Source organism: Nioella nitratireducens, from assembly GCF_001879715.1.
Taxonomy (GTDB): Bacteria; Pseudomonadota; Alphaproteobacteria; order Rhodobacterales; family Rhodobacteraceae; genus Nioella; species Nioella nitratireducens.
In genome coordinates, this window is the sequence record NZ_MNBW01000003.1 from 66,487 (window position 1) to 80,087 (window position 13,601).

Here is a 13,601-nt window from a genome sequence, read left to right on the forward strand (position 1 = left end):
TAGAAATTAACGGAGGATGTCCATGTCCCTTCTTCTTTGTAAAAATACTCCGGGGAGCGCGAGGGGCCGCGCCCCTCGCCTCGGTCGCCGCCGGCAGGCGGCGAAACGAGGTCGTTTCAATCCCGTCCCGTCGGAACTATTTTTCGACCATGGAGTTCGAGACCCTGCAACGCCAGATCATTGCGTGCCGCCTGTGTGCCGATCGCTTCGCGGCGACCGAAACCGCCCACGCCCCGCGGCCCGTGCTCTGGGCCGCCCCCGGCGCGCGCATCCTCGTGGCAGGCCAGGCGCCGGGGATGCGGGTGCACCAGTCGGGCAAGCCTTTCACCGACCCCTCCGGCGATCGGCTGCGCGGGTGGATGGGGGTGGATGGGGCCACGTTTTATGACCGGTCCCGCATTGCGATCCTGCCCATGGCCTTTTGCTTTCCGGGCTATGATGCCAAGGGATCGGACCTGCCGCCACCGAAAATCTGTGCGCGGACATGGCGTGCCCATCTGCTGAACCACCTGCCAGATGTGAGGCTGACGCTGTTGGTTGGCGGCCACGCACAGGATTGGCATCTGCGGGGAAAATCCAGCGTCACCGCCCGCGCCGCGGGCTGGCGCGACCATGCGCCCGCGCTCTTTCCCTTGCCGCATCCCTCTTGGCGCAATACCGCATGGCTCAAGAAAAACCCGTGGTTCGAGGCTGAGTTGCTGCCGGTTCTGCGGGCCTGTGTGAAGGACGTGTTGGACAAATGACAGAAACCACCCCGCTCGACGCGGCCCATGCTGCGATGGAGGCCACCCCCGAGGATGACGCCGCGCGGCTGCGCTTCTACGAAAGACTGGCCGATTGTGAACTGTTTCTCGCACTCGAAGGCGAGCCGGGCGAGGACGAGATCGCGCCGCGGATTTTCCCGGTGGACGGCGCACAGTTTGTCCTGGTCTTCGACCGGGAGGAGCGGCTGGCCGCCTTTGCAGAAGGCGTGGCTCCCTATGCCGTGGTCTCGGGTCGCGGGCTGGCGGCGATGCTGGCGGGGCAAGGGATCGGGCTGGCGGTGAACCCAGGGGCTGCCTCGTCGATCCTGATCCCGGCCGAGGCGATCGACTGGCTTGCCGCGACCTTGGCCGAGGCACCGCGGGAGGTCGAGGAAACGCCCGAGGAGATCAGTGCGCCTGCGGGCCTGCCCGAGATCCTGATCAGGGCGCTTGATACCAAGCTGGCCACGGCTGCGGGGCGCGCCCTGTCTGCCTACCTTGTCGGGGTGACTTATCGTGGCGGGCGGCGCTCGCATATGCTGGCCTTCGTCGATCCGGTTCCGGGCGCGGAATCGGCGCTTGCGCGCGCGGCGGGCGAAGCGCTTACCTTTTCGGGCATCGAGGCCGGGGTGATCGACGTGGGGTTCTTCCGCGCGTCCGACCAGGTCTGCGCGACCTTGGCCAAGGCGGGCCTTCGCTTTGACCTGCCCCAGCCCAAGGCCCGGGCCCGCGTGCCGGGATCGGCCCCCGGCATGGACCCGGACAGTCCACCGAAGCTGCGCTGACCCCATCCGGTGTCGTCGCCTGTCGGCGCCGACCCGGGCGGGGGGATCTTCCCCCCGCACCCCCCTGGAGTATTTTTACAAAGAAGAAGGAGCGGGTGTCGGGCCGTGCGTTGTCAGTAGCCCGCGCGGCGATTGACCAGATGCAGGAGCGGCTCGCCTGCCTCGCCGCGCCGGACATTTTCGGCAATGACCTGCGAGGCGGTTTCAGGCCGGGTTTCAGACGCGATATGCGGGGTTACGGTCACGTTAGGATGCCGCCAATAGGGGTGATCCTCGGGCAGCGGTTCGACACGGAACACGTCGAGGGTGGCATGGGCGATCTGGCCGGATTCGAGTGCCGCCAGCAGGGCCTCGTCGTCGATGAGCGTCCCGCGACCGGGGTTGATCACCACAGCCCCCCGCGGCAGGGCGGCGAGGGTGTCGGCGTTCAGCGTGTTTTCCGTGGCGGGGGTGTTGGGCATGAGCAGCACGACGATATCGGCGGTTTTCAGGCAGTCGGTCAGGCCGTCGGGTCCGTGGAAGCTGGTCACGCCGGGGATGGATTTTGCGCTGCGGCTCCAGCCCGTCACGGTGAAACCAAGGGCCAGCAGTACCTCGGCGCAGGCGGTGCCAAGCTCGCCAAGGCCAAGGATCGCCACGGTGCGATCGCGGGCCAGCGGTGGCGCGTTTGGTTGCCACCCCCCCGGCTTGCCCTTGATATGGGCATCCATCCCGAGGTGGTGGCGCAGCACATGGCCCGCCACGTATTCGCGCATCCCCTCGCGCATGCCGTCATCCACCATTCGGGCAAGCGGCACGGTGAGAGTTGGGTTGCCAACCACCGTTTCGACCCCGGCCCAGAGGTTCAGCACCGCCTTGAGCCTGGGAAAGACCGAAAAATCCTGCACATCGCTGTTGGGGGCGTAGACGATATAGTCGACCTGCTGGGGCGCGGCCGTGCAGGTCAATGTCGCGTCGCCCAAGCCTGCCTTGGCCAAGGCCGCCCGCAACGGGGCTTCGTATTGTGCCCACCGGTCGGGATGGGCGGCGAAAAGGATCGTGGTCATGAAGGCTCCTTCAGCGGGGGCGATGGATATGCGCGGACTGAACCAACCCGAAAGCGGCCAGAAGCACAAGCATCGCCGAGCCGCCATAGCTGACCAGCGGCAGCGGCACACCGACGACCGGGGCCAGCCCCATCACCATTGCCATGTTGATGGAGAAGTAGAGAAAAAAGGTCACCGCCACGCCGAGCGTCACCAGAGAGGCGAAGCGGTCTTTGGTCTGAAGCGCGGTCCAGACGCAGAACACGAGGATCAGCAGGTAAAGCCCAAGAAGCGAGGCCCCGCCAACGAAGCCAAACTCCTCGGCCAGCGTGGTGAAGATGAAATCGGTATGTTTTTCGGGCAGGAAATTGAGGCTGGATTGGGTGCCCTGCATGAAGCCGCGCCCGGTCCAGCCGCCGGACCCAAGGGCAATCTGGCTCTGGGTAATGTGATAGCCCGCGCCGAGCGGGTCCGAGGATGGGTCGAGAAAGGTGTCGATCCGCCGATACTGGTAATCCTGCAAAAGCTGCCAGGGCGTGCCGCGCGAGGTGAAGACGGCGGTCACCATCCCGCCTGCCGCCGCGATGACCACCGCGAAATAGGCCCAATGCACCCCGGCAAGGAACATCACCGCGCCGCCGCCCGCCATCAGCAGAATCGCCGTCCCGAGATCGGGCTGGCGCAGGGTCAGGAACACCGGGATCAGGATCAGGACAAGCGGCATCAGGACATAGAGCGGCCGCGAGGTTTTACGCACATCGAGCCAATCGTAATAGGCGGCAAGCAACATCACGAGTGTGATCTTGGTCAGTTCGGACGGTTGCAACCGCATGAAGCCGAGGTCGATCCAGCGCTGCGCGCCCATGCCGACGGTGCCGAACAGTTCCACGAACAGCAGCAGCAGGACCGACAGGCCATAAGCCACGGCCGAAACGTTGCGCCAGAACCAGATCGGGACCATGGCGACCACCAGCATCACTGCGATGCCAAGGCCGAAACGCATCATCTGCGGCGCCGCCCAGGGCCGCAACGACCCGCCGGCAACGGAATAGAGCATCAGGAAGCCGACACAGGCCACCGTGCTGACCAGCAGGATCAGCGCCCAGTTGAGGTAGATCACCTTTCGCAAGCCCGTTGGCGTGGCCTTTTGCGTGTATTCGAGAAAGCTCATGCCCGAATCCGCCCTGTGGTGGCGCGGGGGTCGATCGGCAAGAGGTCCATGGTGTCATGCCGCTCTTCCGCGTCGCGCCGGGCGCTGGCGGGATAGGCCGAAAGCGGGGGCACATCGCCATACATCGCGCGTAACAGCAGGTCGCGGGCAATCGGGGCGGCCACGGCCGAGCCGCCGCCGCCGTGTTCCACCACAACGCTGACGGCATAGCGCGGCGCATCGGCCGGGGCGTAGCCGACAAACAGCGCGTGGTCGCGGCGATTCCAAGGCAGGTCGTCGTTGCTGGTCACGCCGTCGGCCCGTTCGGTGGCGGTGATGTTGCGGACCTGACTGGTGCCGGTCTTGCCGGCGATCTCGTAGCCTTCCGCGACGACGCGGGCGCGAAACGCGGTGCCACGGCGATAGTTGGACACCGACCACATGCCTTCGCGGATCACGTGGAGATGGTCCCGCGCGACCCCCAGATCGTCGGTCGGGCTGAGGCGTTGATCGACGCCGTTGATCGAGCGCACGATTTGCGGCACCACCGGCACGCCGCTGGCGATGCGGCTGGTCATCAGGGCCAGTTGCAACGGCGAGTTCAGCACAAAGCCCTGGCCGATTGAGGCGTTGAGCGTGTCGCCCACCACCCAGTCGGCCCCCCGGTTGGCCCGTTTCCACGCCCGGTCGGGGATCAGCCCTTCGGCCACGCCGGACAGCGGCAGGTCGGGCCGAATGCCAAGGCCGAAGCGCCGCGCCATGGCTGCAATCGCCTCGATCCCCACCTGCTGTGCCAGTTCGTAATAGAACACGTCGCAGGACTGGGTCAGGGAATCCACCATGTTCATCCGGCCATGGCCGCCACGCCGCCAGCAATGGAACCGTCGGGTGCCCAGCTCGATATAGCCGCGGCAGGTGATGGTGTCTTCCGGCGTGATCACCCCGGCTTCCAGCCCCGCGAGGGCCGTCATCATCTTGAAGGTAGAGCCGGGCGGATACAGGCCCTGCACCGTCTTGCTGGCCAGCGGGCGGTAGGGGTCTTCGGTCAGGCGGCTGTAATCGGCGACGGAAATACCGCGCACGAAAAGATTGGGATCGAAGGCCGGGGCCGAGGCCAGGGCCAGGATCTCGCCGGTCTGGGTGTCCATGACCACGCCCGCCGCGCTTTCCCCGGCCAATCGCGCCTGAGCGTAGTTCTGCAACCCGGTGTCGATGGTCAACTGGATGTCGTCACCCGAGGTCGGCGCCGTGCGATCGAGTTCCCGCATCACGCGGCCGGAAGCGTTCACTTCCACGCGGCGGCTGCCCGTCTCGCCGCGCAGGTTCTGTTCCAGCCGTGCTTCAACGGAATAGCGGCCAACCTGAAAATCGGGGATTTGCAGAACAGGGTCCGTGTCCCCGGTGGACTCGAGGTAGTAATCCGAGACCGGGCCGACATAGCCCACCACATGCGCGAAATCGGCGCCGAGTGGATAGACGCGCGACAGGCCCACTTCCGGCGTAATTCCGGGCAACGCGGGGGCGTTCACGGCAACAGAAGAGAACTCTTCCCACGTCAGGCGGTCCGCGATCGTCACCGGCACGAAGGGGGCGCGGGCCATCATCTCGTCCCGAGCGCGGGCAAGGCGGTCCATGTCGATATTGACGATCCGGCTGAGCCGGTCGAGCACCGCGTCCACGTCATCGGCGTTCTCGCGCACCATGACCACGGTGTAGTTCTGTTCGTTTTCCGCCAGAATCCGCCCGTAGCGGTCGTAGATCAGGCCGCGCGCCGGGGGCAGAAGCTGGATGTTGATCCGGTTTTCTTCGGCCAGCAGGCGGAAATCGCTGGCCCGGTCGACCTGAAGATAGCGCATCCGCGCGGCAAGGATGCCGCCGGTCGCCAGCATCAGCCCGCCAAAGATCATCGACCGCCGCGAAATCTTGCGGGCGCTTTCCTCGGTTTCCTTTTGCGAGCGTTTCATGGTCTGCCGGGCTCCAGCTCTGCCGCGGGCAATCTATCCATTCCGAGCAGGAATTTCGAGAATAACACGATGACGGGGTAGATCACGATCGTGGCAAGCCCTTCCATCAGGGTCAGGCCAAGGCTGGGTTGCTGTGCCGCCAGAACCCACAGAACCACCCGTTCGCCGAGGATCATCGCCAGCACGACCCCCGCGATCACCCCCCATTCCACGAGGAAGGGAATTTCGGTCAGGCCAGAGCGGCGATTGCGCAGGAATTCCAATGCCGCCAGCGCCAGCGCGGTCCAGAGGCCGGGCGCGCGCTGCAACAGGAAATCGGCTAGAAGGAACAGGACCAGCACTGCCCAGATCGGGACGGTCGCAGGTTGGCGCAAGCTCCATGCAAGGGTCACGCACAAGATCAGGTCGGGCCCCGGCAGGCCGGGGGTGCCTGTGTCGAGCGGAAGGATCCGGTAAAGGATCACCGAGATCCCGAACAGCAGGTAGATAACCCGATAGGTCCATATCCGTGTGCGGGCGCGATCAGCCATCGGCGGCCTCGGTCCCCTCCACCGGATCACCGGGGGCGACTGGCGGGTCGGTCTGGGTGGGCAGGGGCCACGGCGGCCCGATCAGCCCGCCGGGGTCGGACAGGGCCGTGCCCGGATGGCTGCGCATCACGCGCAAGAAGTTGAGACGCGAGAAATCGGCGGCGGGCCGGGTGCGCAGGCGGTCGTCGCGCCCTACCACGACATGACCCACCAACAGGCCCGGCGGGAACACGCCGCCATCGCCGGATGTCAACACACGGTCGCCGGGCGCAATGTCTTCGGGGGCTTCCAGGAACTCCAGCAGCGGCAGGCCGGTGTTGTCGCCCATCAGCAAGGCTTGCTGCCCCGACGGGGTGACGGTGACCGGGATGCGGCTGGCGGCGTCGGACAAGAGGATCACCCGGCTGGTGTTTTCACCAACGCCCGAAATCCGACCCACCAGCCCCAATCCGTCCATCGTGGCCCACCCGTCGATGATACCATCGCGGGCCCCCACGTTGATCAGCACCGACCGCCGAAAGGGCGAGCCGCTATCGGCCATCACCAGCCCGGTGACATAGGTCAGTTCGGGGTCGAGTTGCACGCGATTGAGATCGAGAAGCCGGGCGTTTTCCTGTTCCAGTTGCAACGCGGCTTCGCGCCAAGACCGCATCTGCTGCAATTCGCGGCGCAATTCCTGATTTTGCTGGTGCAGTCGGGAATAGGACTGGAAATCGTCCACCATCCGACCGAGCGCTGTGACCGGGGCCATGGCCCAATCGAGGTTTGGCACGATCTGGTCGGTGATCGCGCTGCGCAGCCGTTCGACCCGCGGGTTGTCGATGCGCCAGACCAGAACCAAGGCCGCAAGGCACAAGAACAGGATCGTCAACAGCAGGCGCCGGACGGGGCGGATATGGCTGCTATCGGCGCGTTCTCTGGCCATGGGGTCCTTTTGCCCTTGCCGTCGCCGTCGCGCGGCGGATCAGCTATCGTAATCTATGGCGTGGCGCAGAAGGTTCTCGTATTCCAGCGCCTTGCCAGTGCCGAGCGCCACGCAGTTGAGGCTTTCGTCGGCTACGGAAATGGCCAGCCCGGTCTGTTCGCGCAGGGCGAGGTCGAGTTCGCCAAGCAGCGCGCCGCCGCCGGTCAGCATCACGCCGCGGTCGACGATGTCGGCGGCAAGGTCCGGCGGGGTCGCTTCCAACGCGCCCATTACCGCCTCGCAAATCTGCTGCACGGGTTCCGACAGCGCCTCGGCCACCTGGGCTTGGCTGATTTCGGTTTCCTTGGGCACGCCGTTCAGAAGGTCGCGGCCCCGGATCTGCATCGACGCGCCGCGCCCGTCATCGGGCATCCGGGCAGTGCCGATCGAGGTTTTGATGCGTTCGGCGGTCGCCTCGCCGATCAGCAGGTTCTGCTGGCGGCGCAGGTAGGAAATGATCGCCTCGTCCATGCGGTCACCGCCGACGCGGACGGAGCGGGCATAGACGATATCGGCCAGCGACAGAACCGCCACTTCGGTCGTGCCGCCGCCGATATCGACCACCATGGAGCCGGTCGGGTCGGTGATCGGCATCCCCGCGCCGATGGCCGCCGCGATAGGTTCCGCGATCAACCCGGCCTTGCGCGCGCCCGCCGACAGCACGGATTGCCGAATGGCGCGTTTTTCCACCGGGGTCGCGCCGTGGGGCACGCAGACGATGATCTTGGGCTTGGTGAAGGTCGTGCGTTTGTGGACCTTGCGGATGAAGTGCTTGATCATCTCTTCGGCCACGTCGAAATCTGCGATCACGCCTTCGCGCATCGGCCGGATGGCCTGAATGCTGCCCGGTGTCCGGCCCAGCATCAGCTTGGCGTCTTCACCGAAGGCCAGCGCCTTCTTGACCCCGTCCTTGACTTGATAGGCCACCACCGAGGGCTCGTTCAGGATGACCCCTTTGCCCTTGACGTAGACCAGCGTGTTGGCGGTGCCGAGGTCGATGGCCATATCCGCGGAAAAGAGGCTGCCTAGTATGTTGACCATTGGGGGGGTGGGTCCTGCTTTTTGAGCGTGTGTTTCGGGTTGCGCGATCCAGACCGAGACTCAGCCATGGCTGCTCGGCGACCGCATCGCATATAGTCAGGGCCGGTGCGGCAGGTAAAGCCTTGCGACGCAGGAAATCAGCGCAAATCCGCTTGTTCCAACTGCGGGAAATCGGCGCGGCCTGCCCCGACATTGCCCTTTTCCGGCGATGGAATAGACCAGTTCGGGCCTTACCAAACGCAGGAACAGACCAAAAGTCAGCGGACGCGACCCCATTTTGAGAGTGCAGGAATGAGTTTGGCAGACATGGCCCCGGTTTCCCGGAGCACGACCCGCTATGGCGGCATCGACCTTGCGCGGCTCTTGCTGGCGGTGTTCGTGGTGCTGGCTCATTGCGCCGCGTTTCAGGCGATCAGCCCCGAGGCGCATTTCTTCGCCAACAATGGCTTTGCCCGCATCATCGTGCCGTTCTTCCTGATGACCACAGGGTATTTCTACGACAGCCAGATGAAGCGCGGCTTGGGCCCGTGGTTGTGGCGGGTGGGTCGGGTCTATTTGGCATGGACCCTGATCTTCCTGCCGTTCATCCTGTTCTATCAGGAACGCACGGTCTTTCGGCTGGTGATGACCCTTGGTTTCGGGTTCTTTCACCTGTGGTATCTTGCGGCGCTGCTTGGGGGGATGGTGGTGCTGTATTGGGCGCGTGACTTGCGCAACCAGACGCTTTTGATCTTGGCAGCGGGGCTGTTCCTGATCGGCGGCGCGATACAATACGCCGAAAACGAATGGCTCGATTTCGGGGCGTTCCGCAATCACTACGATCTTTTGGTGCTGACGCGGAATTTCCTGTTCTACGGCTTTCCCTATCTCGCCCTCGGGCTTTTGATCCGGCGCACCGCGTTCCTGCAATCGCTGTCCGCACCGGCGCGCGTGCTGTTGATGCTGGGGGCGTTGTTCCTGCTGGTTGCCGAAACATGGGCAGAGATGATCAGTTTCCCGCCCGACGGGTTCTACGACCTGACCGTCTCGGCCTTTGTCCTGACCCCGGTGCTGTTTGTTCTGGTGCGGGACATGCCCTTGGAAATCCCCGGATTCGATCCACGGCGGTTGTCGATGATCATCTATCTCAGCCACCCGCTTTACCTGATCCCCCTGCGGGAATTCGTGACGCCCGATCCGGTTCCCCTGTCTTTGATGACGATGACGCTTACTCTGGCGGCGGTGCCGATCTGGCTGTGGCTGGCGCGGCGGGTGCCAATCCTGCCCTGACTCTTCGGGGGCCCTGGCGTGTCGCCGAAACGGCAACGGCCGCCCGGCAAGGGGCGACCGTCTGAAAACGTGGTCAAGCGGGACGTGGTCAGCCCATGTCCTTGTAGGAGACTTCCCGCCTGTCGGTGCCCGCGCCCAGTTTTTCACGCCGCACGATCAGGCGGTTGAGCGCATTCACATAGGCTTTTACGCTGGCCACGACCGTATCGGTGTCGGCGGATTGGCCTGTCGCGATCTTGCCGTCTTCCTCGATTCGCACGGTCACGGTGGCTTGCGCATCCATGCCTTCGGTCACGGCGCTGACCTGATAGAGCTGCAACGCCGCCTCGTTCGGATAAAGCGCCTTCACCGCGTTGAAGGCCGCGTCAACGGGGCCGTCACCTTGCGCGGTGGCCTGTTTGTCGGCGTCGCCGACCCGCAGGGTGATATCAGCGGATTGCGGCGCTTCGGTGCCACAGATCACGCGCAGGAATTTCAGCTCCAGGTGATCTTCGGTGCCCGCGGCGGCGGCATCGGTCACCAGCGCGATCAGGTCGTCGTCGAAGACCTCTTTCTTGCGGTCGGCCAGCGCCTTGAACCGCACGAACAGGTCATTGAGCTGGTTGTCGATCATGTCGAAGCCCAGATCCTTGAGCTTTGCACGCAGCGCGGCCCGGCCCGAATGCTTGCCCAAGGGCAGCGAAGTGCCAGCAAGGCCCACATCCTCTGGCCGCATGATCTCGAACGTATCGGCCGATTTCAGCATGCCGTCCTGATGGATGCCGCTTTCATGGGCAAAGGCGTTCTTGCCGACGATGGCCTTGTTGGGCTGGACGGCAAAGCCCGAGACGGTGCTGACCCGGCGCGAGATATGCATGATCTTGCGGGTGTCGATTTGGGTGTGCCACGGCATGATGTCGTTGCGCACTTTCAGGGCCATCACGACCTCTTCCAGCGCGGTGTTGCCGGCGCGTTCACCAAGGCCGTTGATGGTGCATTCGATCTGCCGAGCGCCGCCCGCCACCGCCGCCAGAGCGTTCGCCGTCGCCATGCCGAGGTCATTGTGGCAATGGGTGGCAAAGATCACGTCATCGGCGCCGGGCACCTCGTTGATCAGGCGACGGATCAGGTCGGCGGATTCCACCGGTGCGGTGTATCCAACGGTGTCGGGGATATTGATGGTGTTGGCACCGGCCTTGATGGCGATTTCCACGACGCGGCGCAGGTAGTCCCACTCGGTCCGCGTGGCATCCATCGGCGACCACTGCACGTTGTCGCAGAGATTGCGGGCATGGGTCACCGTTTCGTGGATACGGTCAGCCATTTCGTCCATGGTCAGGTTCGGAATGGCGCGGTGCTGCGGCGAGGTGCCGATAAAGGTGTGGATGCGCGGGGAAACGGCGTGTTTCACGGCCTCCCAGCAGCGGTCGATGTCCTTGGGGTTGGCGCGGGCGAGGCCGCAGATCGTGGCGGTTCTGGCCAGCTTGGCAATCTCGGAGACGGCGTTGAAATCGCCTTCGGACGCGATCGGAAAGCCGGCCTCGATGATATCGACGCCCATCTCGTCGAGCAGGGCGGCAATCTCCAGCTTTTCGGCATGGCTCATGGTTGCGCCGGGGCTTTGCTCGCCATCGCGCAGCGTGGTGTCGAAGATCAGTACGCGATCTTTGTCAATCGTCATGATTTTGGTCCTTGGTCTTAGCCAGTTATTCGTGCGTTAACTTTCGGCGCTGGTTCCCCCCTGAGCGGTCGCGCCGAAAGGCACGCTCAGAGGCGGCTAAGGAGAAGAAGAGCGCACAGGTCCGGTCCGCCGGTCGGGGCGGTCAGGGTCACGATATGGCTGTGCGTCGTCATGGTGGGCATATTACGCGTGGGCGCAGGGATGAAAACCCCTTTTTTCGTCCTGCGGGAATCGGATTTGACCCTTGGCCGGGGCGGATTAGTTGCTGTCGCATGACACGGGAAAAATCACTTATCATTGGGGCGTCGGGCGGGATCGGGTCGGCCTTGGACGATGCGCTGGCGACACGCGGCGATGCGGTCACGCGGATGTCGCGCAGCGCCGACGGGCTGGATGTGACGGATGAAGCGAGCGTGGCGCAGGCCTTGGGCGCGCTGGACGACACCTTTGACCGTATCGTCGTTGCAACCGGCGCGTTGCAAATCGACGGGGCCGAGCCGGAAAAAACCATCCGCGCGCTGAACCCTGCCGACATGGCCGCCCAATTCGCCCTGAACGCCATCGGCCCGGCCCTGATACTGAAACATGCCTTGCCGCTGGTGCCGCGCGACCGGCGGTCGGTGGTGGCGGTCCTGTCGGCGCGGGTTGGGTCGATCGGCGACAACAATATTGGCGGCTGGATCAGTTATCGCGCGGCCAAGGCGGCGCTGAACCAGATCGTGCGGACATCCTCCATCGAGTTGAAACGCCTGCGGAAACAGGCGATTTGCGTGTCGCTGCATCCCGGCACGGTGCAAACCAGCCTGACGGGCCCCTATCTGGGGCGTCACAGATCGGTGGCCCCGGACGAGGCCGCGCAGAACCTGCTGCGGGTGATGGACGGGGTGACGGTCGAGGAAACCGGGCACTTTTTCGACTGGGCCGGGAACGAGGTGGCCTGGTGACGCCGCGCCTCGTCCTCGTTCTGGGGGATCAACTGTCGCCCGGCATGGCCGCGCTGAAAGCGGCAGACAAGACGCGCGACGTGGTGGTGATGGCCGAGGTGCGGGGCGAGACCGATTACGTGCCGCACCATCCCAAGAAGATCGCGTTCCTCTTCGCGGCGATGCGAAAATTCGCAAAGCGGCTGGAGGGTGACGGCTGGCGCGTCGCCTATGCCCGGCTGGATGACCCGGAGAACGCAGGCTCTGTCGCGGGCGAATTGCTGCGCCGTGCGCAAGAGGTCGGGGCCGACGAGGTGCTGGCGACAGAGCCCGGCGAATGGCGGCTGATCCAGGCCTTGGAAGACCACCCCCTGACGGTGCGCCAATTGGAAGACGACCGGTTTATCGCGTCGCATCGGGAATTCGGGGCATGGGCCGAGGGGCGGAAAGCCCTGAGGATGGAATATTTCTACAGACAGATGCGCCGCAAGACTGGCCTGTTGATGGGGGGCGCTCAGCCGGAAGGCGGCCAGTGGAATTTCGATCACGACAACCGCAAAGCGCCGCCCAAGGGGCTGGCGGGGCCGGTTCCGCCGAGGTTTGAGCCGGATGAAACCGTCAAGGAGGTTCTCGATCTGGTCGAGGATGCGTTCGGCAACAATTTCGGCGACCTGCGCCCGTTCTGGTTTGCGACCGAGCCCGAGCAGGCAATCCAGGCGCTGGATCATTTCATTGAAAACGCCCTGCCATCCTTCGGCGACTACCAGGATGCGATGGTAACGGGGCAGGATTTCCTGTTTCACGCGGTGCTGTCGGTCTACATCAATGCCGGTTTGCTTGACCCGCTGGAGGTCTGCCGCCGGGCAGAAGCCGCCTATCGCACCGGGGACGTGCCGTTGAATGCTGCCGAAGGGTTCATCCGCCAGATCATCGGCTGGCGGGAATATGTGCGCGGGGTCTATTTCCTCGAAGGGCCGGATTACCCGACGCGCAATACTCTCGGCCACACGCGCAAGTTGCCCGCTGCGTATTGGGGCGCGGACACCCGGATGCGGTGCCTGAAGACCTGCGTCGGCGCCACCCGGCGAGAGGCCTATGCCCATCACATTCAGCGCCTGATGGTGACGGGGAATTTCGCCCTGCTGGCCGGGGTTGATCCGACCGAAGTGCATGAGTGGTATTTGTCCGTCTACGCGGATGCCTATGAATGGGTTGAGGCCCCCAACACGGTGGGGATGAGCCAATTCGCGGATGGCGGGGTCATCGCCTCCAAGCCCTATGTCTCAAGCGGCAACTACATCGCCAAGATGTCGGACTACTGCAAGACGTGCAGCTATTCGGCCAAGGTCAAGACCGGCCCCGATGCCTGCCCGTTCAACCTGCTTTATTGGCATTTCCTGATCCGCCACAAGGACCGGTTTTCGGGCAACCCGCGCATGGCGCAGATCTACCGAACGTGGGAGCGGATGGACGCCGACAAGCGTGAGACGGTGTTGGCGGAGGCCGACGCGTTCCTCGCGCGTATGGAGGCCGGCGACCTCGTCTAG

Annotated in this window: 12 protein-coding genes; 5 read left to right on the forward strand and 7 right to left on the reverse strand. The window is 64.4% G+C overall.

The window, feature by feature from the left end; translation table 11 throughout:
- Positions 1–149: 149 nt before the first annotated feature.
- On the forward strand, positions 150–743 hold the full coding sequence (locus tag BKY27_RS03275) for a uracil-DNA glycosylase family protein (protein WP_071673018.1): 594 nt from the start codon (positions 150–152) through the stop codon (positions 741–743).
- Entirely contained in the window at positions 740–1,528 is a 789-nt protein-coding gene (locus BKY27_RS03280) for an SseB family protein (RefSeq protein ID WP_071673019.1), read from the forward strand. The genes BKY27_RS03275 and BKY27_RS03280 overlap by 4 nt, the downstream gene beginning before the upstream one ends.
- Before the next feature lie 113 nt (positions 1,529–1,641).
- Here BKY27_RS03280 and BKY27_RS03285 read toward each other — a convergent pair whose 3' ends face one another.
- Genes BKY27_RS03285 through BKY27_RS03310 form a run of 6 tightly spaced genes read right to left on the reverse strand, consistent with a single transcriptional unit; the run spans position 1,642 to position 8,202 of the window.
- A complete protein-coding gene (locus BKY27_RS03285) occupies positions 1,642–2,574 on the reverse strand; it encodes a 2-hydroxyacid dehydrogenase (protein WP_071673020.1) in 933 nt (310 codons plus the stop codon).
- Between the two features lie 10 nt (positions 2,575–2,584).
- Positions 2,585–3,724 carry a rod shape-determining protein RodA gene (rodA, locus tag BKY27_RS03290; RefSeq protein WP_071673021.1) on the reverse strand — a complete coding sequence of 380 codons (1,140 nt, stop codon included), beginning with the start codon at positions 3,722–3,724 and terminating at the stop codon, positions 2,585–2,587.
- Positions 3,721–5,667, reverse strand: a complete 1,947-nt coding sequence (gene mrdA / locus BKY27_RS03295; protein WP_071673022.1) for a penicillin-binding protein 2 — start codon at positions 5,665–5,667, stop codon at positions 3,721–3,723. Before mrdA ends, rodA begins: the two co-directional genes overlap by 4 nt.
- The gene (locus tag BKY27_RS03300) at positions 5,664–6,197 is read right to left on the reverse strand and encodes a hypothetical protein (protein ID WP_071673023.1); all 534 of its coding nucleotides are present in this window, start codon (positions 6,195–6,197) and stop codon (positions 5,664–5,666) included. The genes mrdA and BKY27_RS03300 overlap by 4 nt, the downstream gene beginning before the upstream one ends.
- On the reverse strand, positions 6,190–7,122 hold the full coding sequence (mreC, locus tag BKY27_RS03305) for a rod shape-determining protein MreC (RefSeq protein ID WP_071673024.1): 933 nt from the start codon (positions 7,120–7,122) through the stop codon (positions 6,190–6,192). Before mreC ends, BKY27_RS03300 begins: the two co-directional genes overlap by 8 nt.
- 39 nt (positions 7,123–7,161) lie before the next feature.
- A complete protein-coding gene (locus tag BKY27_RS03310; protein WP_071673025.1) occupies positions 7,162–8,202 on the reverse strand; it encodes a rod shape-determining protein in 1,041 nt (346 codons plus the stop codon).
- Between the two features lie 291 nt (positions 8,203–8,493).
- Here BKY27_RS03310 and BKY27_RS03315 point away from each other — a divergent pair, with 291 nt between their 5' ends.
- A complete protein-coding gene (locus BKY27_RS03315) occupies positions 8,494–9,471 on the forward strand; it encodes an acyltransferase family protein (RefSeq protein ID WP_084667837.1) in 978 nt (325 codons plus the stop codon).
- A gap of 88 nt (positions 9,472–9,559) precedes the next feature.
- Here BKY27_RS03315 and BKY27_RS03320 read toward each other — a convergent pair whose 3' ends face one another.
- The gene (locus BKY27_RS03320; RefSeq protein ID WP_071673027.1) at positions 9,560–11,131 is read right to left on the reverse strand and encodes a 2-isopropylmalate synthase; all 1,572 of its coding nucleotides are present in this window, start codon (positions 11,129–11,131) and stop codon (positions 9,560–9,562) included.
- A gap of 272 nt (positions 11,132–11,403) precedes the next feature.
- On the opposite strand from BKY27_RS03320, the gene BKY27_RS03325 reads away from it, so the two are divergent.
- On the forward strand, positions 11,404–12,075 hold the full coding sequence (locus tag BKY27_RS03325; RefSeq protein WP_071673028.1) for an SDR family NAD(P)-dependent oxidoreductase: 672 nt from the start codon (positions 11,404–11,406) through the stop codon (positions 12,073–12,075).
- On the forward strand, positions 12,072–13,601 hold the full coding sequence (locus BKY27_RS03330; RefSeq protein ID WP_146636158.1) for a cryptochrome/photolyase family protein: 1,530 nt from the start codon (positions 12,072–12,074) through the stop codon (positions 13,599–13,601). The genes BKY27_RS03325 and BKY27_RS03330 overlap by 4 nt, the downstream gene beginning before the upstream one ends.

Excerpts from the sequence above, each read along its gene's own strand:
- BKY27_RS03315 (WP_084667837.1), top strand. The coding sequence starts at position 8,494 with ATGAGTTTGGCAGACATGGCCCCGGTTTCCCGGAGCACGACCCGCTAT.
- BKY27_RS03275 (WP_071673018.1), top strand. The coding sequence starts at position 150 with ATGGAGTTCGAGACCCTGCAACGCCAGATCATTGCGTGCCGCCTGTGT.
- BKY27_RS03310 (WP_071673025.1), bottom strand. The coding sequence starts at position 8,202 with ATGGTCAACATACTAGGCAGCCTCTTTTCCGCGGATATGGCCATCGAC.
- rodA (WP_071673021.1), bottom strand. The coding sequence starts at position 3,724 with ATGAGCTTTCTCGAATACACGCAAAAGGCCACGCCAACGGGCTTGCGA.
- mrdA (WP_071673022.1), bottom strand. The coding sequence starts at position 5,667 with ATGAAACGCTCGCAAAAGGAAACCGAGGAAAGCGCCCGCAAGATTTCG.
- mreC (WP_071673024.1), bottom strand. The coding sequence starts at position 7,122 with ATGGCCAGAGAACGCGCCGATAGCAGCCATATCCGCCCCGTCCGGCGC.
- BKY27_RS03325 (WP_071673028.1), top strand. The coding sequence starts at position 11,404 with ATGACACGGGAAAAATCACTTATCATTGGGGCGTCGGGCGGGATCGGG.
- BKY27_RS03285 (WP_071673020.1), bottom strand. The coding sequence starts at position 2,574 with ATGACCACGATCCTTTTCGCCGCCCATCCCGACCGGTGGGCACAATAC.
- BKY27_RS03280 (WP_071673019.1), top strand. The coding sequence starts at position 740 with ATGACAGAAACCACCCCGCTCGACGCGGCCCATGCTGCGATGGAGGCC.
- BKY27_RS03300 (WP_071673023.1), bottom strand. The coding sequence starts at position 6,197 with ATGGCTGATCGCGCCCGCACACGGATATGGACCTATCGGGTTATCTAC.
- BKY27_RS03320 (WP_071673027.1), bottom strand. The coding sequence starts at position 11,131 with ATGACGATTGACAAAGATCGCGTACTGATCTTCGACACCACGCTGCGC.